Origin of the sequence: Enterobacter chuandaensis (assembly GCF_039718975.1) — a bacterium.
Taxonomy (GTDB): Bacteria; Pseudomonadota; Gammaproteobacteria; order Enterobacterales; family Enterobacteriaceae; genus Enterobacter; species Enterobacter chuandaensis.
Genome location: NZ_CP097173.1, coordinates 894,996 through 921,628, shown reverse-complemented (window position 1 = coordinate 921,628; position 26,633 = coordinate 894,996). Strand labels below are relative to the sequence as shown.

Below are 26,633 nucleotides of genomic sequence, written 5' to 3'. Positions count from 1 at the left end.
TTACCCGGCTAAAAATTTCATAACCTTCTGCGGATCACTTAGAATAGTGGGCTTAATCATTTTATACGAACCAGGAACGATGCCATGAGCAAGTCTGAAAACCTCTACAGTGCAGCCCGCGAGCTTATTCCAGGTGGCGTGAACTCGCCAGTACGCGCCTTTACCGGCGTGGGCGGCACGCCGCTGTTTATCGAACGTGCTGACGGCGCGTATCTGTATGATGTCGATGGCAAAGCCTATATCGATTACGTCGGTTCCTGGGGGCCGATGGTACTGGGTCACAACCACCCGGCCATTCGTAACGCGGTCATCGAAGCCGCGCAGCGCGGCCTGAGCTTCGGCGCGCCAACCGAGATGGAAGTGAAAATGGCGGAGCTGGTTACCGAACTGGTGCCGACCATGGACATGGTGCGTATGGTGAACTCCGGTACCGAAGCCACCATGAGCGCCATCCGTCTGGCGCGCGGTTTTACCGGCCGCGACAAAATCATCAAGTTCGAAGGCTGCTACCACGGTCACGCAGACTGTCTGCTGGTGAAGGCCGGTTCCGGCGCGCTGACGCTCGGCCAGCCAAACTCGCCGGGTGTACCGGCTGATTTCGCTAAACATACCCTGACCTGCACCTATAACGATCTGAGCACCGTTCGCGCGGCGTTCGAGCAGTATCCGCAGGAGATCGCCTGCATCATCGTTGAACCGGTTGCGGGCAATATGAACTGCATCCCACCGCAGCCAGACTTCCTGCCGGGCCTGCGCGCCCTGTGTGATGAGTTCGGCGCGCTGCTGATCATCGACGAAGTGATGACCGGCTTCCGCGTGGCGCTGGCGGGCGCTCAGTCTTATTATGAGGTTGAGCCAGACCTGACCTGCCTCGGCAAAATCATCGGCGGCGGCATGCCGGTCGGGGCATTCGGTGGTCGCAAGGACGTGATGGAAGCCCTGGCACCAACCGGCCCGGTTTACCAGGCGGGCACGCTCTCCGGCAACCCTATCGCCATGGCTGCGGGCTTCGCCTGTCTGACCGAAGTGGCGCAGCCGGGTATTCATGAAACCCTGACTGACCGCACCGCGCAGCTGGCAAACGGTCTGCTGGAAGCCGCAGAAGACGCGGGTATTCCGCTGGTGGTGAACCACGTGGGCGGCATGTTCGGGATTTTCTTCACCGATGCGAAAACCGTGACCTGCTATCAGGACGTGGTGAAGTGCGACGTTGAACGCTTCAAGCGCTTTTTCCACCTGATGCTGGAAGAAGGCGTGTACCTGGCGCCGTCGGCGTTCGAAGCGGGCTTTATGTCCGTGGCGCACAGCGAAGAAGATATCAATAACACCATCGACGCGGCGCGTAAGGTGTTTGAGAAGCTTTAAGATGTGCGGCCTGGTGCCCTCACCCCGGCCCTCTCCCACAGGGAGAGGGAGCAAACACTAAAACGGCAATCCAGGGATTGCCGTTTACTTTTATTACCTACTCTGCTTTCTCAACAGATAGATAAAGTACGGCGCACCAATAAAGGTCGACAGCAGACCCGCCGGGATCTGATACGGGAACAGCACCATCCTTCCACACCAGTCGGCAAACACCAGAATGACCCCGCCCGTCAGGGCCGACATCACAATGTGCGGCATCGTCCGGCGGAAACCCATCATTCTGGCGATATGCGGCGCCATCAACCCCACAAAACTCAGCGGACCGATGGTCATGGTGGCCGTTGCCGTCAGACACGCCGCCAGCAGCAGCAGCGCAACGCGCGTCGGCGTCAGCGCTAAGCCAACCGCACGCGCGGTTTCGCCTCCCAGCGGCAGAATGGTCATCCAGCGACGGCACAAAGGGACAATCGCCAGCAGTACCATCATCACTATCCCGGAATGCACAACCTGGCTAGCGGTGGCGTTGTAGGTTGAGCCGGAAATCCAGGTCAGGATCTTCGCCATGCGCGGATCGCCGCTCGCCTGCAGCATCATCAGCAGCATGGTGAAAGCGGTGCTGAGCGCCATACCGGCCAGCAGCATACGGTGCGGAGAAAATCCGCCGCGGCCAGAGGCAATCAGGATAATCAGCAGCGTCACCGCCGCGCCAATGCTCCCGGCAGGCATCAGCCAGCCAAACGCATTACCCGGCACCAGGAAGAGCATCAGCACCACGCCAAAGGCCGCGCCGGAGCTGATCCCCAGCACTTCCGGGCTCGCCATCGGGTTGCCGGTCAGACGCTGAATAATGCACCCCGCTACCGCCAGCATCACTCCGGCAATCAGCGCGGAGAGAATACGCGGCCAGCGCCACTGTAATAGCTCGTTGAGCAGATCACCCGTTGCCCAGTGCCAGCCTGCGGCATCACGTCCGAAGGAGAGTGCCACGAACGAGGCGATAAGCAACACCGCCAGACCGGCCAGGCTGAACCACAGCACCGACTGACGTTCGGCATAGACCTTATCGCCCGCGTCCATCGCCGGTGCGCTAATGCTGCGCAAACGCGGGAGCAACCACAGCAGCAGCGGCGCACCGATAAGCGCCGTTGCCGACCCGGTGGAGACTTCCATCCAGACGCGCGCCAGCCAGAGAATGACCTGATCGGAAAGCCAGAGGATCAGCGCCCCGATCAGCGGCGCCAGCAGCAGACGTGCCAGAAGGCGACGCGCCCCGAGCATTTTCGCCAGCAGCGGCGCAAAGAGGCCGATAAACCCGATAATGCCAACCGCGTTAACCAGCAGAGCGCTTAACACAATCGCCAGGGTGAGCGCCGCCAGACGAGCCAGCGACAGCGCCAGCCCCAGGTTGCGCGCCACGCCATCATCCAGCCCCATCAGCGTCAGAGGACGCAGGAGCAGCAGCGTCAGCACCACACCGCCCGCCAGCTGAGGCCACAGGCGCTGCACAATGCTCCAGTCGGTCTGGGTGAGCGTACCGGTACTCCACAGGAACATACTTTGCAGCTGATCGTGATGGAACAACACCAGCAGCTGGTTAATCGCGCCACAGTAGAGGCTGACGACCAGCCCGGCCAGAATAAGCGTTACCGGAGAAAGGCGTTTGCCCCAGGCCACGCCAAAGACCAGCGCCCCCACCACGCATGCTCCCGCGAGAGCCGCAAACTGCGAGGTTAACGCCCCGGGTAACGCCCACAGCGTGGTGATGGTAATGCCAAGCTGCGCACCGGTCGCGACGCCAAGCGTAGTCGGCTCCGCCAGCGGGTTACGTAATACCTGCTGGAACAACACACCTACCAGGCCTAAACCGGCCCCGACCAGCAGTGAAATCGCCAGACGCGGCAGCAGGCTGTAGTGGAACAGCATCTGCTGAATATTATCGATGTCCGGCGAGGCCAGCGCGGCCCCCCACTGCGGGCGCGGTAACGCCGTCGAGAGATTGAGCCCGGTTAAGGCCAGCGCGACCAGAAAAAGCAGGGAGAGCAGCAGTACCGGGAAACGAGCAATACGCGTGTTCATGCTTTGCCTCCCAGCGCGTTATCCAGCACGCGGGCAAAATGCATGGCCGACAGCGTCGCGCCGTAGAACCATACGGCGGGTGCGCGCAGGAAGCGTTTCTCGCGCACAAACGGCATCGCCTGCCAGAGCGGTGTCGCCATCAGGGTTTGCATTTCACGCTCGTTGCCGTGGTCGAAGCACAACACGTCGACATCGCGAAACGCCGCCAGACGATCGATACCCACGGCGGTGCTGCCCCAGAAGGTCATCTCCCCTTCCCAGGCGTTGCGAATGCCAAAGCTGTCCAGCACTTCCTGAAACAGGCAGTTTTTACCGAAGACCAGCATGTGGCGGGCATCCAGCAGCGTCACCATCAGCAGCGGACGATCGCCCCGGTTGGCAAAGCGCGGCTTCAGGGCGTCGATCAGGGCATCAAATTCGTCGAGGTGTTTTTTGGCCTCTGCCTCACGGTTGAGGAAATGCGCCATCTCGTTAATCGAGTTTTTTGCCATAGCCAGCGGTTTTTTACCGTCGCTGAACGAGAATCCGCGCCCTGGCGCAATGCGCGCCATGGTCTCTTCTGAGGGGCCATAGCCCGCAGACCAGAACAGAAACGACGGTTTCATCTGGGTCAGCAGTTCGAGGTTTGGCTCCGTGCGCAGGCCAATGTCGATGACGGAATCAGGCAGCTTCGGCTCGTTCACCCAGAGGTTATAGTTAGGGATGTCGGCCACCCCATACGGCGTAACGCCCAGCGCCATCATCAGCTCGACCGGCAGCCATTCCAGCGCCACAATGCGGTGGGGATCGATAGCGGCAGCGCGTGCCGTCGTCATTTTAAACAGCAGCGGTGAGAGCGCCATTGCCGCCAGCAGGCGACGACGGCTAATAAAAGTGTTGTCCAGCATCAGTACACGAAGCTCACCGGTGCAGCCCCGGCAGGGTGAGGCAAGATCCCCATTGGAATACCGTAAATGTGTTCCAGCGTTTCGCTGCGCATCAGCTCAGGCGGTGTCCCCTGCGCAATCATTTCGCCACCGCGTAGCGCGACAAGATAATCGCAATAGCGCGCCGCCATGTTGATGTCGTGCAGGACCGCAATGACCGTCAGACCACGCTGCTGGCTTAAGCGATGCACCAGCGCCAGCACGTCCACCTGATGGGCGATATCCAGCGCAGAGGTGGGTTCATCCAGCAGCAGACAGCGGCTGTCCTGTGCCACCAGCATCGCAATCCACGCGCGCTGACGCTCGCCGCCGGACAGGCTATCCACCAGACGGTGCGCCAGCGGCTTTAACCCTACCAGCGCAATCGCCTCCTCCACTTTCTCCCGGTCGGCGACGCCGAAGCGCCCAAGCGCCCCGTGCCACGGATAACGGCCAATCGCCACCAGCTCACGCACCGTCATCCCTTCTGCCTGCGGCAGCTGCTGCGGCAGATAGGCCACTTTCCGCGCGAAAGCTTTACTGCTCCAGCTCTCCAGCGGCTGATCGTCCAGCAGAATGTCCCCTTCAGAAGGCGGCTGGTGACGTCCCAGCATCTTGAGCAGCGTGGATTTACCGGAGCCGTTGTGACCAATCAGGCCCGTCACTTTACCGGCCGGAAACGTCAGCGAGAGCGGATGCAGCAGGGTGCGTCCGGGTACGCGAAAGGAGAGATGGTTGAGCGTAAAGGTGGTGTCGGATTGCGTTTGATTATCCTGCATATCAGCCAACTTAAATAAAAAGGGCACGGCGAACCGTGCCCGAAGAGAGATTAGAAGCGGAAGGTCGCGGTGGCAACAACCTGGCGTTCAGCACCCCAGAAGCAACCGTAGGTGTTAAAGCAGCTGGCAACGTACTCACGATCGAACAGGTTGTTCACGTGAAGCGCCACGTTAGAGCCAGCCATGCCCACGCGCGCCAGGTCGTATCTGACCAGGGCGTCAACTACCGTGTAGCTGCCCACCGTGAAGGAGTTCGCCGGATCGCCTTTGCTGGAGCCGGTGTAACGAACGCCGGTACCCAGCGTCAGACCAGACAGCGCACCGTCATACAGGGTGTAATCGCCCCACAGGGAAGCCATGTGTTTCGGTACCTGCGCTGGCGTGTTGCCTTTGTAGTTGGTGTCCGTGGTGTATTCCGCATCGGTATAGGTATAAGAACCGACAACGTTCACGCTGGCAGACAGGGCCGCTTTGGCTTCCAGTTCGAAACCACGGGCACGGATCTCGCCGCCTTCAACGGAGAAGAAGGAACCCGCAGGGTCGGCCATCAGGTTGTTGGTTTTGGTCAGCTGGTACAGTGCACCGGTGACAACAATCGGACGATCGTTCGGCACATATTTCACGCCCGCCTCGTACTGCTTGCCTTTAGACGGTGCGAACAGTTTGCCCTGTGCATCGGTCTGTGAAGCCGGTTCAAACGATTCACTGTAGCTGAAATACGGAGTTATACCGTTATCAAAGAGATAGTTAACGCCACCACGCCAGGTGAACTGGGTGTCATCACGTTTGGAGGTGGTATTTAACACGCGGTTATATGATTCCTGATCGGCCCAGTCATAACGACCGCCCAGCGTCACCAGGACTTTATCCCACTGCGCCTGATCCTGCACGTAGAGCCCCGTCTGTTTCTGACGGTTGAGGATCTGATAGGGGCCGGAGGTAGCAGGATCTTTCGAACCGAAATCAAAGTCACTGTTCACCGGGTTGTAGAGATCCAGCAGCGGAACAGAATCGTCGTAGCCGAACCAGGAGTTGATGTCGTTACGCATACGCATAAAGTCAACGCCGGTCAGCAGGATGTGGTCCACCTCACCGGTAGAGAATTTGCTCTGTAGCTGAGTATCAACGGTGAAGTTCTGCAGTTTTTCGTTATCGACAACGTATTTACGTGCCAGATAATGGCCTTTGTCTGCAGGGGATAAAGCTGCGCACTGCTTGTTGCCGCTGTTCGCCGGATCGGTACAAACGCCGTAACCGTATACGCTGTTTTGCGAGGTTTTATTCTCGGCAAAACGCAGATTCTGACGTACGGTGAAAGTATCGTTAAATTCGTGGTCGAAGCTGTATCCCACCATTTTCTGGTTACGGGAATAGGTATTGTTCTTCGCGCCTTCATTGAAGTCAGTCGGCAGACGATCGCCGTTTGGCAGCGGATCGACCGTCCCCTCTTTTGGCAGCCAGCCGTAGTAGCCCGTTTCAGGCTCATTCTGGAAGTAAGAGAGGAACGTGAAGGTAGTTTTATCATCCGGACGCCAGGAGAACGATGGTGCGATGGCGTAACGCTGTTCGCCCTTACCCTCCTGCTGGGAATTGTTCGAACGCGCAACGCCCGTCAGACGGTATGAGTAAACGCCGTCATCATCGATCGCATCGCTAAAGTCAAAGCCGGTCTGGAACAGGCTGTCCGTACCCGCTTTGAACTGGATCTCTTTCAACGGCTCGGTCGTTGGGCGCTTACTGACCATGTTCAGCAAACCGCCTGGGCTGCTTTTTCCGTACAGAACGGAAACCGGGCCACGCATGATTTCGGCGCGCTCCAGCATGTACGGGTCAATTACCGCGTCATTGTAGAAGTTCCCCTGCATTTTCATGCCGTCGAGGTAGTTGTTTTGCGTCTGACCATCGGCCGCAAAACCACGAATAACCAGATAATCATAGGTGTTGGACGCACCGCGCGTGCCTACCGCAACGCCCGGCGTATAGCTCAGGGCTTCTTTCACCGAACGCGGCTGGTGCAGCGCCATCTCTTCGGCCGTCACCACAGAAATAGACTGCGGAACCTTCTGGATTGGCGTATCCGTTTTCGTGCCGGTGGCGGACTGTCTCGCGGCGATAGTCGCAGCAGGCCCCCAGGCACTTTCCTGGGCAGCGGGCGCTGCGGTAACCGTAATGGTGTCTTCTTTTTTCGGGGTTTCGGCCGCGTGAGCATAAGCAGACATGCCGGCAACCGCTGTGGCTACGACGACCGCGACTTTACGCAGCGACGTGTTAATTGGCTGAGCAGTATTGAAAAGCGCCATGTAGTATCTCTGATGGAAAGGTTAATGATAACGTAAACGAGAATTATTATTATGAGCGCCAGAATAATATGCGAAACGCTGGTTGCATAGCAAGCAATAAGCGGCCCTACAAGATTTAAGGGTTTAAGAATTAACCAGATGAAAACAGGGGGTTAATGAGGTTAGTGAAATGATCGTTAAAGCCCGCCAGAGCGGGCAGGATGGATTAGCGGTAAAAGACCTCGAACGTCGCGACAGAATCGACTTTGCCGGCTTTAACCTCCCCCGTCTTGATGTAGCGGGCCCTGAGGGGGATTTCGACAGGAACCTTGTCCTGCGTGCTGGTTATCGCCGTGTAGTTCTGATCAAACTGCAGCACGGTATTATTCTGGTCGAGGATCTGAATACCGACGCCATCAGCGGCAGAGTCTCCGGAAGCGATGCGCAAAATAGTGCCGTTCATGACCCCCGTCGAGCCCGCGCTGGTGAACTGATAATCGACCTTTGTTCCCGCCGCACAGTCGGTGATTTCAATCTTAAAGCTGTCGTCAGTAAGAATATCCGAGTATTGCCCGGTAAAGTCCTGCGTATTGACCGTTTTCAGCGGCACATAGATGTTCCTGTCGACCAGATTACAGGTGTTGTTCGTAATGTGAACGCTGGTAGGGGAAAACCGCATTTCACCGATCACCGCGTTGCCCAGAATATCCATTGAGGTTAAACGCGAGGTATCGAGATACCCTTCCTGAATATCGCCCGTCACCACCAGCTGTGCGGCAGCACGAAATACAGATGTATTTAGCGAAGAGCCGTGGGTCGATCCCAGATAGTGCATCGGCCTGAGTATATTTTCCTCATTGTAATTGGGGAACTGCTCGTTCGACGAAGCCGCGCGAATGCCAATACCCGGCACGTTGGTTTGATAAACTCCCGACATGACATCTTCGCGCGCATCGCTATCAGACAGATAGAGGTATCCGCGCCGAATTTGCGCATCACCGCTGCACTCCACCGTTACTTCTTTACTCTCGACGCTACCATCATAAATCACGGTGCCGACGGGCGTATCGGGTTGAACAACAATCACCGGAGGAAGTTGAAACGTTACCACGGCATCCACGTCAGAACTGCCGTTAAAGGTACATTCTGCACGGGCTGTATGGAAAAAGGTCCCCGCCAGCACGAGCAGCAGTGGTGAAAGAAATGTTTTAACCGTACGGCGTAGTTTCATGAAATACCTCTGTTAATCACAGGTGACCGTTGCTTTGACGATCCCGGCAGTGCTCTGTGAAGGAATATCCAGCGTCCCCTGACACTGCCGATCGCGCGCTTCCCCCCACTGCACGCTAAACGTGGTTTTGCCGGACAGCCCCGTCAGGTAAACCTCGCCGTCATCACCCACTATTGCCGTGGTGTTATCCAGCGCCACCACGGCGCCAAACGGCACGGGCTTACCCGCGTAAAGCAGCGTCACCAGCGCGCGTCGTCCCACACGCGCATCGAAGGTGGCGTGTAGCGCAGCGCCTTTCGTCGGCACGAGATCCATCGTTGCCGCGTCGATATCAATATCTTCCCGATCCTGGGTATTGACCGTAATGACGTTATGCCGGTAGGCGGTCAGGGAGGGAACAATCGCGTTACCAAAGCGGTCGGTAGAAATGCCGCGCCCGTTTTGTACTTTGACGTTATCGCCATCTTTAATGTGCACGATGGCAAATGCGTCGCGCACGGGTTGCCCCAGCGTCACGCCATGCTTGTGGGCAACGATTGACCCCTGAGCGCTGTAGTTCCACTGTCGATTATCGCCACCGTAGCTGTACCCCATCCCCACTTCACCGGAAGATCCACGATAACGGCCTGACAGGCTGCCGCCGTAGCCCGTATCCTGGTTGGCATAGGTCTGCTGGAGGTTATAGCTCAGCTTGTTGTCCTCGAAAGCGGTACCGCCGAGACCAACCTGATGCGAGACAAAACCGCCGCTGGCGGTATTGGCGCTGTAGGTTGCCCATGAATCCGGCAGCCACTTTGATAACGGAATGTTGACCGTTAACGCCATTTGCCGGTCCGTATCGGCATCTGGCGTGCGGGTCAGGTTGTAACTTATCGACCAGGTGATGTCGCGCCAGCTGGAGCTAAACCCCGCGCTGACGCTTCGCTCATGGCCGTCCATATCCCAGTAGTCTTGCTGATAGCCGTTGAGATAGGCCGAGCCCCAGTCAGAAACCCGCTGGGAAAGGTTGAGCTGCATGCGGCTACGGCGGTTATTAGTTCTGCGGTAGGTATAAATGCCGTCATCGATCTCGCTATCACGTTGATCGATAGCTTCCTGAAAGGTATAAAACCCCGATGTGGAGTAGCGATAGCTGGCAAGCGTGACGGTGGTATCCGTATCGGGAATATCTTTTGAATACTGCGCCCGCCAGGATAAACCGCTGGCATCGTCACGCCCGTCATCAAAGGCGGTACGCGCGGCCGTGAGATCAACAGAGGCAGAGCCGAAATGCCCCAGATCGGCACCGAGCCCCAGCAGCAGTGCGTGATACAGTGATGCACCCAGCGCGCCGGTATACGCCGTGACGCCGTAAGGCAGGCCATAGATAGCCGTGCCTTGCGCAAAGGTCGGTTCGTCTTCCCCTTCATTACCGCGATAGCGCCCTGCGGCCAGCGAATACTTAAAGCCGCCTTCCCGCTGTAGCACCGGCACCGATGCGCTGGCCTGTATAAAGCTGTGCTCGCTGCCATCCGCCTCTTCGACGGTGACTTCCAGATCCGCGCCGGAGGTCACCTGACTTAAGTCACGGATCTCAAAAGGCCCCGGCGAGACGTTAGTTTGATAGATAATGTAGCCATTTTGCTTGATGGTAACTTTGGCATCGCTATTGGCGATCCCACGCACCACAGGCGCAAAACCTTGCTGGCTTACGGGCAGCATAGAGGTATCCGTTTCCAGCTTCACACCGGTCATCTGGATGCTGTCAAAAAGCTCACCATTGGTATACGTCTGGCCCATCTCAAGCTGGCTTTTCAGTAATTTGATGTCACGTTGTAACGTGCTGGCGATGGCTTCCCAGCCGGAAGCGTCGCTCCACGTGCTGTTATTCCGCAGTCGCCACGCCCCCAGATTGAGGCCAGATTCCAGGCCAAGCCAGGTCGAAGCTGTTTTGCCCGCGCTATAGTGCTGTTGCGACCCGCTTAACTGATAGCTTGTCCAGGCAGCAGGTGCCCCGTCATCCCAGAATTTTGCCGGAATGGCGCCAGCGGCAGCGCGATCGCGATACGCCTGCGGGATAACCAGCTTCAGGGTCTGGTTGTCCTGATTGTATTCGTAACGGGCATTTTCGATGAAATGGGAGATATCGCGGACGTAAGCACCGTCATCCAGATCTTTTAAATCCGGGATCGTGTCGACTTTTACGCCGTAATCACGCAGATCGGCTTTCGTCAGCTCCGGCAGCAGGCGCTGTTTATCGTCAGACAGCACGTAGGAAACGCTACGTTTATCCAGAATGTCGCGATCCCACATAATGGTCGTGAGGTAGCTTCCTGCAAGTAACCCGTTATCCTTGATGAAGTTTTCGAGCGTGGAGGTATTTTCGAGAGGCGTATCCAGCTCAAGGATCCGCAGGTTGAATTCGTCATCGCCACTTGCAGGCGGGATCGCGGCGAGCAGCGCCAGCGCGATCCCGGACAGTACCTGTGTGCGAAGCAGAGATGACGACATAACATACCAACATGATTATTTAAAGAGCCTGCTTGCGTTGCGGGGTCTGCCCACCGAAATCATTGATTGCCGTCCAGGTCACCGCGCCCTTTGCTGATGCGGGTAACGCGAAACGCTGTTCGCTGAAGGGGGCAACCATCATAGAAATGGCACCAGGCGTGGTTTTGGTCTCTTTCACCGGCACGCTTTTCCCGCCAACGGCCAGTTCGCCAAACGAGACATAAAACGGTGTCGGGTTTTTTGCGATTAGCGTGTCACCCTGACGGTTGAACGTTATTTTTTCATAGGCACTCAGAGCATCGGTTTCTTTCAACTGAGCGGGGCGCCAGAAAAGTTTCAGACGCGTTTTCATTGCAAACTGCAGCGTGTTTTTCTCTTTCAGCTCAGGCGAGAGTGCCGATACGGATTTAACGTTCGCCAGAAACAGTGATTCGCGGTCCGCTGGCAGACTGTTTTTATCGCCGGTGAAAATAACGTGCAAAAGCGTTTGACGATTTTCCTGCAATTTGTAAACGGGTGGCGTAATAATGAAAGGCGCTTTTGCGTCATTGGGATAACTAACCCAGCTCTGCACCAGATAACGTGTATGAGGATCTTTATTTTTAAGTGCTATCTGAACTTCAGACTTATTCGATGGATAAATAATTCTCGTACCACCGAGCACAACGCTTGCCTGTACTGAACAGCAAGAAATAATTAAACAACCACATAACAATTTAAATAAAGTCTTCATACAACGTTCCAGAAGGCAGCCGTTCAGGCTGCCCGTAATTGCTTAGCGATAGACAACCTCGAATGTTGCAGAGGAGGAGTAATGACCCGCGGTTGGCGCGGTATCACCCACCTGAATCACTTTCGCGGTGTAGTTAAAGACAGAAGCCGTTGCCCCCGTCGCGTCGTTATTCACATCGGTACCTGAATCCGGTACTGAGCCATCGAAGACCACATCCCCTTTAGAGCCATTATCATTGCTGACGATGATGCCAACGTTGGTTGCATTGCCTGCGCCGGAGAGATCGTTTTTCAAACGTTTGTAGGCGGCGTCTGTCGTTGTACCGCTGAACTTGAGGTTCAGTTTTGCAACCAGTGGATCACATTTTTTCACTTCAATTTTAAACGCTTTGGAGGTACCCACCGTACCATCAGCGCCAAAGTCTGAAGGATAGGTATCCGCAAACGTAACGGTGGAGGCGTTCGTTCCTGAGCCATCAACGTTAATTTCGCAGGTATCGGCAACAATTTTCCCGGCGAAATTCACCGTACCGGAATCATTGGATGCAAATACAGGCAGAGACAGCGCAGCCATAATGCTTCCGGCTAATAATGTAGAAAAAATTTGTTTGTTCATGAAAAATATCCTTATATTTGACAATTGGGGCATCCATTCGCACTACAAATATTTTGAGTCGAAATGTTATCCAGCTTGTTACACATGACTGACTAAATAGGAACATCCTTTGAGCCAGTGAATTTCTTGAGGCGATTACATCAGATTATTCTTCATTATGTCCAGAGAGGATAATGTCACGTAACACGCAGATGATTCCAACTACATGTTTTAGATAAAAAAAGTGCGAGCTTAAAAATTCTAAATTAGATGTTTAATTTTTTTAAAAATTGCAGAATGTAAAAGATAAAAAAAAGCCGCTTTATATTAAAGCGGCTTTTTATTCAGGGAATTAATTAGTTCCCACCAAACATATCCTTGATCCAGCCAGCGACGCCATCGCTGTCTTTCTTCTCATTCTGCTGCTGCGGCTGTTGTTGCTGCGGCTGCTGCTGAGAGGATTGATCGAACGGGTTGCCCGTTGGCTGTTCAGGCTGGCTCTGCTGGCACAGCGAGTCCGGGTTGGTCGTCCAGACAGGCAGAGTACGCATCCCGCCGCCGCAGACAAAGTTACCGGAACCATCCACGCCCATATCCACGATATCTTCCGGCGCAACCAGATTCAGCGGCACAGGAGACTGATTCGCCAGATAGCGCTGGTAAATCGACATCGCCCCGCTCGCCCCGTACAGTTTGGTCGGCTGGTTGTTATCACGGCCTACCCAGGTGATCACCACTTCACGGCCATCAATACCGGCAAACCAGGTATCGACGTTGTTATTGGTGGTCCCGGTTTTACCCGCCAGGTGCAGACCCGGATACTTCGCCCCCAGCTGACGCCCGGTACCACGCTGCACAACCTGCTGCATCGTCCACAACGTCATATAAGCCGCCTGCGCAGGAACGGCACGTTCCGCCTGCGGGAAGCTTTGATACAGCACGGAGCCATCTTCGGCAATCACCGAACGCAGCGCCGAGAGCGGAGCGCGGTTACCGCCGCTGGCAATGGTCTGGAACGCCTGCGCCACTTCGATCGGCGTCAGGTTAAGCGCCCCAAGAATCATCGCCGGCACCGGATGCAGCTGATCTTTCGCAACGCCGAGTTTCTGCCAGGTGTCGACAATCGCTGGCAGACCCAGCGCCATACCGAGGTTAACCGTTGGTACGTTCATGGAGCGGGTCAACGCATCCACCAGCATCACCTGGCCGCTGAACTGTTTGTCATCGTTCTGAGGTGACCAGACCTGGCCGTTAGGCTGGCGCAGGGAGATTGGCGCATCGGCAATCCAGGTGTTCAGTCGATAGAGGTTCGGCTGGCTCAGCGCGGTGAGATAGGTCGCTGGTTTTGCCAGAGAACCAATCGAACGACGCGCCTGCATCGCACGGTTATAGCCCGCATACTGCGGCTCGGCGCCGCCGACCATCGCGCGCACTTCGCCGGTATTACGGTCAACCACCACCATCGCGGTTTCGAGATCGCTCAGCTTACGCTGCTTCTTCAGCGCCGGAATACCTTCCACAGCCGCTTTTTCTGCCGCATCCTGCGCCACGGAGTCAAAGGTGGTGAAGATCTTCACGCCGGAAAGATCTTTGACCTTATCACCGAGCTTGCTTTGCAGCTCCTGACGCACCATCTGCATAAACGCAGGCTGCGGAGAGATCACCCCACCGCGCGGCTGAACGCCCAGCGGACGCGCGCTCAGCATGTCGTACAGCTCCTGGTCGATGACCTGCTGCTGTTGCAGCAGACGCAGTACCAGGTTACGACGCTCCAGCGCCAGTTTCGGGTTACGCCACGGGTTATAAATGGACGCCCCTTTTACCATGCCCACCAGCAGCGCCTGCTGGTCAAGGCTCAGCTCTTCAACAGGACGGCCAAAGTAGTACAGGCTCGCCAGCGGGAAGCCGCGGATCTCGTTATCGCCGCTCTGACCGAGATACACCTCGTTCATGTACAGCTCAAGGATACGATCCTTGCTGTAGCGTGCATCCATCAGTACGGCCATGTACGCTTCGTTGGCTTTACGCCAGTATGAGCGCTCGCTGGAGAGGAACAGGTTCTTCACCAGCTGCTGGGTCAGCGTACTCGCTCCCTGTACTGTACGGCCCGCCGTCAGGTTGGCCAGCACCGCACGGCCAATGGAGTAGAGGCTGATACCGTCGTGCTCGTAGAAGTGACGGTCTTCAGTTGCCAGCAGCGTGTCCACCAGCAGGTCCGGGAAGCCGTTACGCGCCACGAACAGGCGCTGTTCGCCGTTTGCGGACGACAGCATGGTGATCAGGCGCGGATCGAGACGGAAGAAACCGAACTGGCGGTCGTTATCCATGTTCTCAATGGTTTCCAGGCGATCGCCGTCAAAGGTCAGACGCGCGCGCACCTGCCCCTCTTTGCTGTCCGGGAAGTCGAACGGACGGCGGATCATCTCAATGCTTTTCGCCTGCACGGTAAATTCGCCAGGTCGGGTCATTTTAGACACCTGACGATACTGGGTGGCCTCCAGCAGTTTTACCATCTCGTTCTTACTGATCGACATGTCAGGCTCAAGGTTCACCATGCGACCATACACTGCCGCAGGCAATTGCCAGACTTTACCGTCGATACGGCTGCGGATCTTCTGATCCAGATAGACGCCGTAAATCGCCATCAGCACAACAAAAACAATGAACAGCTTCAGCAGCAGCCAGAACCAGCCGCGCTTGCCCCGAGGCTTACGCCCTTTGCCTTTTCCTTTACGCGGCATCGGTTCTTCATCCTCATAATCGTCTTCATAGTCATCGTCATAGTCCTCATCTCTGAGGCGACGACGGCTCACCTTTTCTTTGGCCGGACGCGTTGGTTTTCCCTTACGCCCAATTGGCTCGCGGTCATTCCCCGCCATGCTTTTTCTCCGCAACGTTCAGGCGCAAAGGCCCGATTCTCATTTCTTCCACTGACCTGTGAAAGAAGAAATCTCTCAAAATTAGTTTTCTCCCTCTCCCTGTGGGAGAGGGCCGGGGTGAGGGCATCAGACCGCACTCTCCTCTTTCTCCTGACTCACGAATACTTCTTCGTGCGCCGCGTCGGTGCCGTATTCGCCGGATCGTCCGGCCAGACGTGTTTGGGGTAGCGCCCCTTCATCTCTTTCTGCACTTCACGGTAGCTCCCCGCCCAGAACGCCCCCAGATCGCGGGTGATCTGCAACGGGCGGTGCGCCGGAGACAATAGTTCAAGCACCAGAGAAACGCGCCCTTCCGCAATAGACGGCGTGGTGGCCTCACCAAACATCTCCTGCATCCGCACTGCCAGCGCCGGAGGATTATCCTCATGATAACGAATGGCAATCCGGCTTCCGGTGGGCACAGTGTAATGCCCAGGAAGCTCACTATCCAGACGTTGACGTAATGACCAGTCCAGTAAATTCTGTAACGCGGTCTTAACATCAAGTGCTTTAAGGGCGCGCAGAGAGTGCACGCCGCGCATTTCCGGCAGCAGCCACTGCTCAAGCGTCGCGAGTAGCGTCTCATCATCCACTGCGGGCCAGCTATATTCCGGTAGCCACTTCGCGGCACAAAGCAGGCGAATGCGATACTGTTCAGCCTCCGGCGTCCAGTTCAGGACGCCCAGCCCCTTTTCCCGGATGCCGTTGAGCATCGCCTGGTGCAACTCTTCTTCCGACGGCTTCGCCAGCGGCTTTGTGCCGAGCGTCAGTTTGCCAATCTGGCTGCGCCGAAACGCCTTCAGCGTGCCCTGCGCATCATCCCACTCCACGATGTCCGATTGCTGAAGCAGCTGCGGGCAGTCGCGCGTCAGAGCGTCTATGTCCACGGCAATCGCCTGCAAAATACGCGCATCCGGGGAGTGGCTCCCCTGCAATAAAAGCGGCGCGATCAGCCATTCATGTCGCGTCAGCGCATCGTCGCTGTCCAGCATCGCGCCCATGCCGTTTGCCAGCTGATAGCGTCCATCCAGCCCGCGACGGCGTGCAATCCTGTCCGGGAAGGCCAGCGCCAGCAGGGAGGTAATCTTATCGCTATCAGGTGAACCGCCCCGGCAATTCAGACGTTTGCACAGCTGCTGCGCCCGCTGCTGCCAGTTCCCCTGATTGCGCGAAAACGCCTGCCCCAGATCGCTGCTGCCACCGCGAGGCGGCACCTCAAGAATAGCCGCCAGTTTTGCCGCCGTGGCAATTTCATCTTCGCCCTGCGCGGCCACCAGCATCGCCGCCAGCCGCGGATCGTTGCCCAGCGCCGCCATTTTCTGACCGCGCGCCGTCAGACGCTCGCCTTCCAGCGCGCCAAGCTGGCTCAGCAAGGTGCGCGCAGCAGCGAGGTTCACGGCAGGCGGAGGATTAAGCCAGGTGAGCTGTTCAGGACTCGGGCAGCCCCACTGCAGCAGATCCATCACCAGCCCGGAGAGATCGCTTTGTAAAATCTCAGGCGTGCTTTGCATAGCCGCACGTTCAGCCTGCTCCGCGCTGGTTAGATGCAGGCAAATACCCGGCTCAAGACGCCCCGCACGGCCCGCGCGCTGCACCATCGATGCCTGACTAATGCGCTGGGTAAGCAGTTTAGTCAGCCCGGTGCGCGGGTCAAAGCTTGCCACCCTCTCCTGCGCGCTATCCACCACCAGGCGAATGCCTTCGATGGTTAAACTGGTTTCGGCGATATTGGTCGCCAGCACCACCTTGCGCTGCCCCACCGGGGCTGGAAGGATGGCTTTACGCTGATCCTGTAGCGACAACGCGCCGTAGAGCGGGCAAAGCAGCACATCGCCGCCTACGCGGGTAGAAAGCTGCTCCTGTACGCGCTGAATCTCCCCCACGCCGGGCAAAAACAGCAGCAGCGAGCCGGGCTCCTGGCGAAGCAATTCGGCGGTGGCGATAGCCACCGCTTCATCAAAGCGCTGATGAGCAGGAAGCGGCTGATAGCGCCGCTCAACAGGAAATGCCCGCCCTTCTGAGCTGATGACCGGCGCATCGGGTAATGCCTGTCGTAGCCGCTCGTTATCCAGCGTCGCCGACATAATCAGCAGCCGCAGATCGTCGCGCAGCCCCTGCTGAACGTCGAGCAACAGCGCGAGAGCCAGATCGGCCTGCAGGCTGCGCTCGTGGAATTCATCCAGGATCACCAGCCCGACGCCGGTCAGCTCCGGGTCGTTTTGCAGCATGCGGGTGAGAATGCCCTCGGTGACCACCTCAAGACGCGTGGACGGGCCGATGCAGGTTTCGGCGCGCATCCGGTAGCCCACCGTCTCGCCCGGTTTTTCGTTCAGCAGTTCCGCCAGGCGTTGCGCTACGTTGCGCGCGGCCAGCCTGCGCGGCTCCAGCAGGATAATTTTCCCGCTGATATTCCCGTCTTTCAGAAGCTGAATCGGCAGCCAGGTGGATTTACCCGCCCCCGTGGGCGCGTTAAGCAGCACCTGTGGGGCATATTGTAAGGCAGCGAGAAGCTCAGGAAGGACGACGGCGACCGGCAATGAGGACACTAACAGCTCCAGAGGGTTAACATTAGTCGGCGTACATTGTAGCATCGGCGCATATCATTACCGAGTCCCCCGTATGTCTGAGTCGAAACGGCTGTTTTTTGCCATTGAGTTGCCCACTCCAATACAGCGTCAAATTGTACGCTGGCGCGCTGAACACTTCCCGCCGGAAGCTGGCCGCCCTGTAGCGGCGGCAAACCTGCACCTGACGCTGGCCTTTTTGGGCGACGTCAGTGCCGAAAAACAGCGGGCGTTAGCCGCCATGGCCGGGCGAATTTCTCAGCCACCGTTTACGCTGCACCTTGATGATGCGGGTCAGTGGCTGCGTTCGCGCGTGGTCTGGATGGGGACGCGCCAGCCGCCGCGCGGCTTATTACAGCTGGCGAATATGCTGCGCGCGCAGGCAGCGCGCAGCGGCTGTTATCAGAGCCCACAGCCGTTTCATCCGCATATCACGTTGCTGCGCGATGCGGGTCAGGCCGTTGCCATTCCGCCGCCGGGTTTTCACTGGGCTATTCCGGTCAATGAGTTCGCGCTTTACGAATCCGTCTTTGCACAGGGACGCACCCGTTACAAGCCGCTACAGCGCTGGACGCTGGGCGACACCACAAGGAATCCTGATGAAGTTTAGCCCTGCACTACAATCTGCCACGCTGATCCAACGCTACAAACGCTTCCTCGCGGACGTGGTGACGCCAGAAGGCGAAGCGCTTACTCTGCACTGCCCCAACACCGGCGCCATGACCGGCTGCGCCACGCCGGGTGACACGGTGTGGTATTCCACTTCAGAAAATACTAAACGTAAATATCCCCATACCTGGGAAATGACCGAGACGCAAAACGGGGCATTTATTTGTGTTAACACTCTGCGCGCAAATCAGCTGGTTAAGGAAGCACTGACTCATGGCACTATTCCCGAACTGGTGGGTTACGGTACGCATAAAAGCGAAGTGAAATATGGCGATGAAGGCAGCAGAATTGACTTCATGTTACAGGCGGAAGACCGGCCTGAGTGCTATATTGAAGTAAAATCAGTAACGTTAGCGGAACAGGAAAATGGCTTCTTTCCGGATGCGGTAACGCTACGCGGGCAGAAGCATCTGCGGGAGCTGATGAGTGTTGCGGCGGCGGGCAAACGCGCCGTATTGCTGTTTGCGGTATTGCACTCAGCGATTGTACGGTTTTCCCCTGCCCGCCATATCGATCCTAAATACGCACAACTGTTGAATGAGGCACAAAAGCAGGGGGTAGAGGTTTTAGCTTATAAAGCGGAACTTTCTGCCGATAATATGACTCTGAGATCCTCTCTTCCCATTGTCTTATAAGGGATTAGACGATTGATGAATAAGTGTTCTGGCCGCGTGCGCAAATACGCTTTTCCTCACAGGCTTGTCAAGTGTTACGTTTAGATAATTGCCATACGGAAAAGCATCTGCTATTTATAGCGACCTGATTTTTCCCCCAACACGGGGATCGATAGTGCGTGTTAAGGAGAAGCAACATGCAAGAAGGGCAAAACCGTAAAACATCGTCCCTGAGTATTCTCGCCATCGCTGGGGTGGAGCCGTATCAAGAGAAGCCGGGCGAAGAGTATATGAACGAAGCCCAGCTGTCGCACTTCAAGCGTATTCTTGAAGCATGGCGTAATCAACTCAGGGATGAAGTCGATCGCACCGTTACTCATATGCAGGATGAAGCTGCTAACTTCCCGGATCCGGTCGACCGTGCCGCTCAGGAAGAAGAGTTCAGCCTCGAACTGCGTAACCGTGACCGCGAACGCAAACTGATCAAAAAGATCGAGAAAACGCTGAAAAAAGTCGAAGACGAAGATTTTGGCTACTGCGAATCCTGCGGTGTTGAAATTGGTATTCGTCGCCTGGAAGCGCGTCCAACCGCCGATCTGTGCATCGACTGTAAAACGCTGGCCGAAATCCGCGAAAAACAGATGGCCGGTTAATACCAGCGCTGTTTACACACTCCAAAGGCGGGAGTCTCTCCCGCCTTGTTACTGTTGATATGTCTGAATCACACTATATCGGGCGCTTCGCGCCATCTCCTTCCGGTGAATTACACTTCGGCTCATTAATTGCCGCGCTCGGCAGCTACCTGCAGGCTCGCGCCAGCCAGGGCAAATGGCTCGTCCGCATCGAAGATATCGACCCTCCGCGTGAAGTTCCCGGTGCTGCAGACACCATTCTGCGTCAGCTGGAACATTACGGTCTTCACTGGGACGGCGACGTTCTGTGGCAGTCACAACGTCATGAGGCTTATCGGGAACGCCTGGCATGGCTTAGCGCTCAGGGGCTCTCTTATAACTGCACCTGCACCCGCGCGCGTATTCAAGGCGTAGGAGGGGTTTATGACGGCCACTGCCGTCTGCTGAATCTTCCCCCGGAAAATGCCGCCGTACGCTTGCTACAGCGCGCGCCCGTCACCCGCTTCCACGATCGGCTCTCCGGTGAGATTCAGGCGGATGAACGTCTGGCATGTGAAGATTTTATTATCCACCGTCGTGATGGTCTGTTTGCGTATAACCTGGCAGTGGTGGTCGACGATCATTTTCAGGGCGTCACGGAAATTGTGCGCGGGGCGGACCTGGTCGAACCGACCGTACGGCAAATCTCGCTTTATCATCAGTTTGGCTGGACGGCGCCGGATTACATTCATCTGCCGCTGGCGGTCAACGCGCAGGGCGTTAAGCTCTCCAAGCAAAACCACGCTCCGGCCCTGCCAGACGGCGATCCACGTCCTGTTTTGATCGACGCGCTGCGATTTCTCAACCAGAATGTAACCAACGAATGGCAGGATCTGCGCATTGACGAACTGCTGAAAATAGCCATTGCCAACTGGACGCTCACGGCAGTGCCAAAAATCCAGCATTCTCAAATGCGTTGCGCTGAGCTATGATTAGCCGCTTTTTTCATAACAAAACACACTACGAGGTGTACCATTTTTACCCGAGTCGCTAATTTTTGCCGTAAAGTGCTAAGCCGCGAAGAGAGCATGGCGAACGATGCTATTGCACAGCCACACATGTCGGTTATTCCGCGTGAGCAGCACAATATTTCCCGCAAAGATATCAGTGAAAATGCCCTCAAGGTGCTCTATCGTCTGAATAAAGCGGGCTACGAGGCCTATCTCGTTGGCGGTGGGGTGCGTGATTTACTTCTGGGCAAAAAACCGAAAGATTTCGACGTGACGACCAGCGCCACGCCCGAGCAGGTGCGCAAATTATTCCGTAACTGCCGTCTCGTTGGCCGCCGTTTCCGTCTGGCTCACGTGATGTTTGGGCCGGAAATTATCGAAGTGGCAACCTTCCGCGGCCACCACGAAGCGGGCGCATCCGATCGCACCACGTCACAGCGCGGCCAGAACGGCATGCTGCTGCGCGACAATATCTTCGGCTCCATCGAAGAAGATGCCCAACGCCGCGACTTCACCATCAACAGCCTTTATTACAGCGTGGCGGATTTCACCGTGCGCGATTACGTCGGCGGCATGCAGGACCTGAAAGAGGGTCTGATCCGCCTGATCGGCACACCGGAAACGCGCTACCGCGAAGATCCGGTGCGTATGCTGCGCGCCGTGCGTTTTGCCGCCAAGCTGAACATGCGCATCAGCCCGGAAACCGCAGAGCCGATCCCGCGTCTGGCAACACTGATCAACGACGTGCCGCCTGCCCGTCTGTTCGAAGAGGCGCTGAAGCTTCTGCAGGCTGGCTACGGGTTTGAAACCTACACTCTGCTGCGCGAATACAACCTTTTCCAGCCGCTATTCCCGACCATTACCCGCTACTTCACCGAAAATGGTGATAGCCCAATGGAGCGCATGATTGCGCAGGTGCTGAAAAATACGGATACCCGCATCCATAACGACATGCGCGTGAACCCGGCGTTCCTGTTTGCGGCAATGTTCTGGTACCCGCTGCTGGAAACGGCTCAAAGAATTACCCAGGAGAGCGGCCTCGCCTATTACGATGCCTTCGCGCTGGCCGCAAACGACGTGCTGGACGAAGGGTGCCGCACGCTCGCTATTCCGAAACGCATTACCACGCTGGTGCGCGATATCTGGCAGCTTCAGCTGCGCATGTCCCGTCGTCAGGGCAAACGCGCCTGGAAGCTGATGGAGCATCCAAAGTTCCGCGCCGCCTTTGACCTGCTGTCGCTGCGTGCGGAAATCGAACGTAACCAGGAGCTGCAGCGCCTGGCGCAGTGGTGGGCTGAATTCCAGGTTTCCGCCCCGCCGGAGCAGAAAGATATGCTGACCGGTCTGGATGAAGAGCCTGCACCGCGTCGCCGTCATCGTCGTCCGCGCAAACGCGCGCCGCGTCGTGAAGGGACAGCATGACCCTCGCGTATATCGCCATCGGCAGCAATTTAGCCTCTCCGCTGGAGCAGGTTAACGCTGCCGTACAGGCGCTGGGTGAGATCCCGCAAAGCCGTATTGTGGCGGTCTCCTCGCTTTACCGCACGCCGCCGCTCGGCCCCCAGGATCAGCCTGATTATCTGAACGCCGCCGTGGTGCTGGAAACGTCCCTCGATGCCGAAACGCTGCTGGACAACACCCAGCGCATCGAGCTGCAGCAGGGCCGCGTTCGCAAAGCCGAACGCTGGGGACCGCGCACGCTTGACCTCGATATTATGCTGTTTGGCCATGAGGTGATTAATACGGAACGCCTCACCGTACCGCATTACGACATGAAAAACCGCGGCTTTATGCTCTGGCCGCTCTTTGAAGTGGCGCCCGATCTCACCTTCCCGGATGGCATCCCGCTCAGGGTCATTCTGGACAACCTCAACGCGGAAAAACCCGCTCGCTGGTGATCCTTTTCCTCCACCGATTAGCCGCTAAATAATTGTGGTTAATCGGTTGCCTAAAATCATTGTTCCCTCGAATGTTACTGTTAGAATGCGCAAAGATTCGCTTTTGGGCTATCAGGAAACAGTATGAAACCAACCACCATCTCCTTACTGCAAAAATGCAAACAGGAAAAAAAACGCTTCGCCACCATCACCGCGTATGACTACAGCTTCGCAAAACTGTTTGCCGAAGAGGGTATCAACGTCATGCTGGTCGGAGATTCGTTAGGGATGACGGTACAAGGACATGATTCCACCCTGCCGGTCACGGTTGAGGATATCGCTTACCATACCCGCGCCGTGCGCCGCGGCGCACCGAACTGCCTGCTGCTCTCCGACCTGCCGTTTATGGCCTATGCCACGCCAGAGCAGGCATTTGAAAACGCGGCGGCGGTGATGCGCGCGGGCGCGAACATGGTCAAAATTGAAGGCGGCGCCTGGCTGGTGGAGACGGTGAAAAAGCTCACCGAACGCGCCGTACCGGTGTGCGGTCATTTGGGCCTGACCCCGCAGTCCGTCAACATCTTTGGCGGGTATAAGGTGCAGGGCCGTGGCGATGCGGCGCAGACGCTGTTTGACGATGCCCTGGCGCTGGAAGCCGCAGGCGCACAGCTGCTGGTGCTGGAGTGCGTGCCGGTTGAGCTGGCGAAACGCATCACCGACGCGCTCTCCATACCGGTGATTGGTATTGGTGCAGGCAACGTCACCGACGGTCAGATTCTGGTGATGCACGACGCCTTTGGTATTACCGGCGGGCATATCCCCAAATTTGCCAAAAATTTCCTCACTGAAGCGGGCGACATGCGCGCTGCGGTCAGGCAGTATATTGCCGACGTTGAATCCGGTGTTTACCCGGGTGAAGAACACAGTTTCCATTAAGGAGTCTCGTTGTGCTAATCATTGAAACCCTGCCGCTGCTCCGCCAGCATATTCGTCGCGCGCGTCAGGAAGGTAAACGTATCGCACTGGTCCCGACCATGGGCAACCTGCACGATGGCCATATGAAGCTGGTCGACGAAGCAAAAGCCCGCGCAGATATCGTGGTGGTCAGTATTTTCGTTAACCCAATGCAGTTTGACCGCGCCGACGATCTGGCTCGCTATCCGCGCACCCTGCAGGAAGATTGCGAGAAGCTCAAAAAACGCCATGCGGATATTGTCTTCTCTCCGGCGCCGTCGGACGTGTATCCGCAGGGTACGGAAGAGGCAACGTATGTTGACGTTCCGGGCATTTCCACCATGCTGGAAGGCGCAAGCCGCCCTGGCCACTTCCGCGGCGTTTCCACCATCGTCAGCAAGCTCTTCAATCTGGTGCAGCCGGACGTTGCCTGCTTTGGCGAGAAAGATTTCCAGCAGCTGGCGCTGATCCGCAAGATGGTTGCTGACATGGGTTACGATATCGAGATCGTCGGCGTACCGATTGTGCGTGCGAAAGACGGTCTGGCGCTCAGCTCCCGCAACGGCTACCTGACCGCTGACCAGCGCAAGATCGCGCCGGGCTTAAGCAAGGTCATGAACACCATGGCGGAACAGCTGCTGGCGAAAGAGCTAAACGCAGAAGAGATCGTCGCCCTTGCAGAGCAGGCGCTGAACGACAAAGGCTTCCGCGCTGACGATATTCAAATCCGCGATGCTGATACCCTGCTTGAACTGACAGAGATCAGCAAACGCGCGGTGATTCTGGTGGCGGCATGGCTCGGCCAGGCACGCCTGATTGACAATAAAGTCGTTGAGCTGGTGTAGTTCTTCACCCTTGATAATTAAAGGTAAACGTAATGATTCGCAAAATGCTGCAAGGTAAGCTTCACCGTGTGAAAGTCACTCAGGCCGACCTGCACTATGAAGGCTCCTGCGCCATTGACCAGGATTTCCTCGACGCGGCGGGTATCCTTGAAAACGAAGCGATTGATATCTGGAACGTTAACAACGGCAAACGCTTCTCGACCTACGCCATTGCCGCCGAGCGCGGCTCCAGAATCATCTCCGTCAACGGCGCGGCAGCACACTGCGCTGACGTGGGTGATATCGTGATTATCGCCAGCTTCGTGATGATGTCTGACGAAGAAGCGCGTCGCTGGCAGCCTAAAGTCGCCTACTTTGAGGGCGACAACGAAATGAAACGCACTGCGAAGGCGATTCCTGTGCAGGTTGCATGATAGTTTTGCTATACCGCCCATTCATTATTTATTTAATGAATGGGTCTCCACCCATAAATTATTATTTAATATAACCCCTTCCCTTCTCTTCAATCACAATATCCAAACATTAAATTAACTTAATTATAGATTAAGTTTAAGTCATGTGTACCCCGTATATTTCAAAAGAAAAAGCTCCTAGAATTCGCCTCGAAATTTAATTTCAAAAAGACTTTTTTGAGTTTACTGTTTCTACCAATATGGATATTAAGATGACTTTTAAAAATTATGGCTTGGCAATTGCAATGGCATCGGTTCTGGCTGCGGGTTCTGCAGTAGCAGCAGATTCTGACACTGGCACTATCACTTTCCACGGTATGGTTTCTAACAATACCTGCCAGGTTTCTCTTGATCAGAAGATCGATCAGAACGGTAACGACTTCGACGTTACGCTGGATACTGTTTTTGTACGTGACTTCGCAAATGCGCTGGGTACCACTAGTACCCTGGGCGAGAAGAAATTCTCCCTGTCGCTGACAGGTTGTGATCCTGAAACCGTTAAGAAAGCTTCCGCACAGTTCTCTTCCTGGGCAGGTTCCTCTTCCACTGAAGGTGGTCTGCTGGTTCCACCAGCCAATGCTGAGGGTTCTGCTAAGAACGTTAACCTGGTACTGTCAAACGACGGTAATACTGCTACCGATCAAATTAAAGTTGACCAGACCAACAACACCCAGAAAGCCGATATCGATGCAGCAACTGGCGCGGGTAACCTTTACTACCGCGTAGCCTATACCCAGGGTCAGGGTTGGGATGCAGCGTCTAACCCGGTATCTGCGGGTACCGTGCAGGCGCAGGTTGCCTTCACCATGATTTACGAATAATACATTCGTAAAATTTAAAATTAACAATCCCTCATTTAACAGTGAGGGATTGTTTGTAAAATTCCAAAAGGAAGTGGAAAAATGTCTACGTTTTCATTCGTTAAGGGTTTTCAATCCTTACTGCTCGCCTCGTCACTATTTATTGCGTTTAACGCAAGTGCAGATATTGTTATTTCAGGCACCCGAATTGTCTATCCGCAATCATCAAAAGATGTTGTGGTTAACCTTGATAACCATGGTAATAAACCGCTTCTGGTTCAGACATGGCTGGATGATGGCCGTAGCGATGTAAACCCACAAGAACTTAAGTTACCGTTCATCATTACGCCCCCGGTATCACGAATTGACCCTAAAAAAGGCCAATCAGTACGTATTACTTACACTGGTACACCATTGCCACAGGATCGTGAATCTTTATTCTGGTTCAACGTCCTCGAGATCCCACCTAAATCTAAAGCAACCGGTAAAGAAAACCTTAACCAGTTGCAACTGGCATTCAGAACACGAATTAAATTCTTTTACCGTCCTGATGGTTTAAAAGGAACGCCAGGCGATGCGGCCGAGAAGTTAACCTGGACGCAGATGAAAGAAGGCAACACGGTCAAACTCGTGGCTCACAACAATTCACCTTACAACGTATCCGTTTCTTCGGTGAAAATGAAAAGTAGCCAAAAAACCTATGACGCCGTACACCAATCCGTTCAACCGTTTAGTGATGCGACGATGGTGATCAAAGGCTTGTCTTCCGCAGTAAGCGGCAGCGTGGAGTTTGACACGATTAACGATTATGGCGGCACAGATCATCATACGGCTGGGCTTAAATGAATCGAACATCCTTTATAAATT

Annotated in this window: 22 protein-coding genes; 12 read left to right on the top strand and 10 right to left on the bottom strand. The window is 55.9% G+C overall.

The window, feature by feature from the left end; genetic code table 11:
- The first annotated feature begins 84 nt into the window (after window positions 1-84).
- Window positions 85-1,365, top strand: a complete 1,281-nt coding sequence (gene hemL, locus MX657_RS04465) for a glutamate-1-semialdehyde 2,1-aminomutase (protein ID WP_346807456.1) — start codon at window positions 85-87, stop codon at window positions 1,363-1,365.
- A gap of 93 nt (window positions 1,366-1,458) precedes the next feature.
- Here the strand turns inward: hemL and fhuB are convergent, their stop codons facing one another.
- The 10 genes from fhuB to hrpB form a co-directional block, all read right to left on the bottom strand.
- Window positions 1,459-3,441 carry a Fe(3+)-hydroxamate ABC transporter permease FhuB gene (gene fhuB, locus MX657_RS04460; protein ID WP_119915996.1) on the bottom strand — a complete coding sequence of 661 codons (1,983 nt, stop codon included), beginning with the start codon at window positions 3,439-3,441 and terminating at the stop codon, window positions 1,459-1,461.
- Window positions 3,438-4,328 carry a Fe(3+)-hydroxamate ABC transporter substrate-binding protein FhuD gene (gene fhuD, locus MX657_RS04455; protein ID WP_080328741.1) on the bottom strand — a complete coding sequence of 297 codons (891 nt, stop codon included), beginning with the start codon at window positions 4,326-4,328 and terminating at the stop codon, window positions 3,438-3,440. The genes fhuB and fhuD overlap by 4 nt, the downstream gene beginning before the upstream one ends.
- Entirely contained in the window at window positions 4,328-5,125 is a 798-nt protein-coding gene (gene fhuC, locus MX657_RS04450; RefSeq protein ID WP_217479546.1) for a Fe3+-hydroxamate ABC transporter ATP-binding protein FhuC, read from the bottom strand. The genes fhuD and fhuC overlap by 1 nt, the downstream gene beginning before the upstream one ends.
- Window positions 5,126-5,175: 50 nt before the next feature.
- On the bottom strand, window positions 5,176-7,425 hold the full coding sequence (fhuA, locus tag MX657_RS04445; protein WP_333017291.1) for a ferrichrome porin FhuA: 2,250 nt from the start codon (window positions 7,423-7,425) through the stop codon (window positions 5,176-5,178).
- A gap of 205 nt (window positions 7,426-7,630) precedes the next feature.
- Window positions 7,631-8,635, bottom strand: a complete 1,005-nt coding sequence (locus MX657_RS04440) for a fimbrial protein (RefSeq protein ID WP_346807452.1) — start codon at window positions 8,633-8,635, stop codon at window positions 7,631-7,633.
- A 12-nt stretch (window positions 8,636-8,647) separates the two neighbouring features.
- A complete protein-coding gene (locus MX657_RS04435; protein ID WP_346807451.1) occupies window positions 8,648-11,125 on the bottom strand; it encodes a fimbria/pilus outer membrane usher protein in 2,478 nt (825 codons plus the stop codon).
- A 19-nt stretch (window positions 11,126-11,144) separates the two neighbouring features.
- Window positions 11,145-11,858, bottom strand: coding sequence for a fimbrial biogenesis chaperone (locus MX657_RS04430; RefSeq protein ID WP_080328736.1), 714 nt, complete (start codon window positions 11,856-11,858; stop codon window positions 11,145-11,147).
- A gap of 42 nt (window positions 11,859-11,900) precedes the next feature.
- A complete protein-coding gene (locus MX657_RS04425; RefSeq protein WP_119916002.1) occupies window positions 11,901-12,473 on the bottom strand; it encodes a fimbrial protein in 573 nt (190 codons plus the stop codon).
- A gap of 335 nt (window positions 12,474-12,808) precedes the next feature.
- A complete protein-coding gene (gene mrcB / locus MX657_RS04420) occupies window positions 12,809-15,331 on the bottom strand; it encodes a bifunctional glycosyl transferase/transpeptidase (protein ID WP_080328734.1) in 2,523 nt (840 codons plus the stop codon).
- A 155-nt stretch (window positions 15,332-15,486) separates the two neighbouring features.
- Entirely contained in the window at window positions 15,487-17,916 is a 2,430-nt protein-coding gene (gene hrpB / locus MX657_RS04415; RefSeq protein ID WP_346807448.1) for an ATP-dependent helicase HrpB, read from the bottom strand.
- 73 nt (window positions 17,917-17,989) lie between these two features.
- Here hrpB and thpR point away from each other — a divergent pair, with 73 nt between their 5' ends.
- From thpR to MX657_RS04360, 11 genes are all read left to right on the top strand, one after another.
- The gene (thpR, locus tag MX657_RS04410) at window positions 17,990-18,544 is read left to right on the top strand and encodes an RNA 2',3'-cyclic phosphodiesterase (protein WP_119916004.1); all 555 of its coding nucleotides are present in this window, start codon (window positions 17,990-17,992) and stop codon (window positions 18,542-18,544) included.
- Complete coding sequence (gene sfsA, locus MX657_RS04405) at window positions 18,534-19,238, top strand: DNA/RNA nuclease SfsA (protein ID WP_119916005.1); 705 nt, start codon at window positions 18,534-18,536, stop codon at window positions 19,236-19,238. The genes thpR and sfsA overlap by 11 nt, the downstream gene beginning before the upstream one ends.
- 176 nt (window positions 19,239-19,414) lie before the next feature.
- Entirely contained in the window at window positions 19,415-19,870 is a 456-nt protein-coding gene (gene dksA / locus MX657_RS04400; protein WP_001155232.1) for an RNA polymerase-binding protein DksA, read from the top strand.
- Between the two features lie 59 nt (window positions 19,871-19,929).
- Window positions 19,930-20,820, top strand: a complete 891-nt coding sequence (gene gluQRS / locus MX657_RS04395) for a tRNA glutamyl-Q(34) synthetase GluQRS (RefSeq protein ID WP_333017285.1) — start codon at window positions 19,930-19,932, stop codon at window positions 20,818-20,820.
- Between the two features lie 42 nt (window positions 20,821-20,862).
- Window positions 20,863-22,260: a polynucleotide adenylyltransferase PcnB gene (gene pcnB, locus MX657_RS04390; RefSeq protein ID WP_208861685.1), complete on the top strand. Its 1,398-nt coding sequence runs from the start codon at window positions 20,863-20,865 to the stop codon at window positions 22,258-22,260.
- The gene (gene folK / locus MX657_RS04385) at window positions 22,257-22,736 is read left to right on the top strand and encodes a 2-amino-4-hydroxy-6-hydroxymethyldihydropteridine diphosphokinase (protein ID WP_336239212.1); all 480 of its coding nucleotides are present in this window, start codon (window positions 22,257-22,259) and stop codon (window positions 22,734-22,736) included. Before pcnB ends, folK begins: the two co-directional genes overlap by 4 nt.
- Window positions 22,737-22,859: 123 nt before the next feature.
- Entirely contained in the window at window positions 22,860-23,651 is a 792-nt protein-coding gene (gene panB / locus MX657_RS04380; protein ID WP_217479536.1) for a 3-methyl-2-oxobutanoate hydroxymethyltransferase, read from the top strand.
- A gap of 11 nt (window positions 23,652-23,662) precedes the next feature.
- Entirely contained in the window at window positions 23,663-24,514 is an 852-nt protein-coding gene (gene panC, locus MX657_RS04375) for a pantoate--beta-alanine ligase (protein WP_217479535.1), read from the top strand.
- Between the two features lie 32 nt (window positions 24,515-24,546).
- Entirely contained in the window at window positions 24,547-24,927 is a 381-nt protein-coding gene (panD, locus tag MX657_RS04370; protein WP_014168672.1) for an aspartate 1-decarboxylase, read from the top strand.
- 251 nt (window positions 24,928-25,178) lie between these two features.
- On the top strand, window positions 25,179-25,787 hold the full coding sequence (locus MX657_RS04365) for a fimbrial protein (protein WP_119916009.1): 609 nt from the start codon (window positions 25,179-25,181) through the stop codon (window positions 25,785-25,787).
- A gap of 81 nt (window positions 25,788-25,868) precedes the next feature.
- Window positions 25,869-26,612 carry a fimbrial chaperone gene (locus tag MX657_RS04360; protein WP_119916010.1) on the top strand — a complete coding sequence of 248 codons (744 nt, stop codon included), beginning with the start codon at window positions 25,869-25,871 and terminating at the stop codon, window positions 26,610-26,612.
- Window positions 26,613-26,633 lie beyond the last annotated feature (21 nt).

Bases quoted from the DNA above. Each gene is read 5' to 3' on its own strand.
- hemL (WP_346807456.1), top strand. From the start codon at position 85: ATGAGCAAGTCTGAAAACCTCTACAGTGCAGCCCGCGAGCTTATTCCA.
- fhuB (WP_119915996.1), bottom strand. From the start codon at position 3,441: ATGAACACGCGTATTGCTCGTTTCCCGGTACTGCTGCTCTCCCTGCTT.
- fhuD (WP_080328741.1), bottom strand. From the start codon at position 4,328: ATGCTGGACAACACTTTTATTAGCCGTCGTCGCCTGCTGGCGGCAATG.
- fhuC (WP_217479546.1), bottom strand. From the start codon at position 5,125: ATGCAGGATAATCAAACGCAATCCGACACCACCTTTACGCTCAACCAT.
- fhuA (WP_333017291.1), bottom strand. From the start codon at position 7,425: ATGGCGCTTTTCAATACTGCTCAGCCAATTAACACGTCGCTGCGTAAA.
- MX657_RS04440 (WP_346807452.1), bottom strand. From the start codon at position 8,635: ATGAAACTACGCCGTACGGTTAAAACATTTCTTTCACCACTGCTGCTC.
- MX657_RS04435 (WP_346807451.1), bottom strand. From the start codon at position 11,125: ATGTCGTCATCTCTGCTTCGCACACAGGTACTGTCCGGGATCGCGCTG.
- MX657_RS04430 (WP_080328736.1), bottom strand. From the start codon at position 11,858: ATGAAGACTTTATTTAAATTGTTATGTGGTTGTTTAATTATTTCTTGC.
- MX657_RS04425 (WP_119916002.1), bottom strand. From the start codon at position 12,473: ATGAACAAACAAATTTTTTCTACATTATTAGCCGGAAGCATTATGGCT.
- mrcB (WP_080328734.1), bottom strand. From the start codon at position 15,331: ATGGCGGGGAATGACCGCGAGCCAATTGGGCGTAAGGGAAAACCAACG.
- thpR (WP_119916004.1), top strand. From the start codon at position 17,990: ATGTCTGAGTCGAAACGGCTGTTTTTTGCCATTGAGTTGCCCACTCCA.
- sfsA (WP_119916005.1), top strand. From the start codon at position 18,534: ATGAAGTTTAGCCCTGCACTACAATCTGCCACGCTGATCCAACGCTAC.
- dksA (WP_001155232.1), top strand. From the start codon at position 19,415: ATGCAAGAAGGGCAAAACCGTAAAACATCGTCCCTGAGTATTCTCGCC.
- gluQRS (WP_333017285.1), top strand. From the start codon at position 19,930: ATGTCTGAATCACACTATATCGGGCGCTTCGCGCCATCTCCTTCCGGT.
- folK (WP_336239212.1), top strand. From the start codon at position 22,257: ATGACCCTCGCGTATATCGCCATCGGCAGCAATTTAGCCTCTCCGCTG.
- panB (WP_217479536.1), top strand. From the start codon at position 22,860: ATGAAACCAACCACCATCTCCTTACTGCAAAAATGCAAACAGGAAAAA.
- panD (WP_014168672.1), top strand. From the start codon at position 24,547: ATGATTCGCAAAATGCTGCAAGGTAAGCTTCACCGTGTGAAAGTCACT.
- MX657_RS04365 (WP_119916009.1), top strand. From the start codon at position 25,179: ATGACTTTTAAAAATTATGGCTTGGCAATTGCAATGGCATCGGTTCTG.
- MX657_RS04360 (WP_119916010.1), top strand. From the start codon at position 25,869: ATGTCTACGTTTTCATTCGTTAAGGGTTTTCAATCCTTACTGCTCGCC.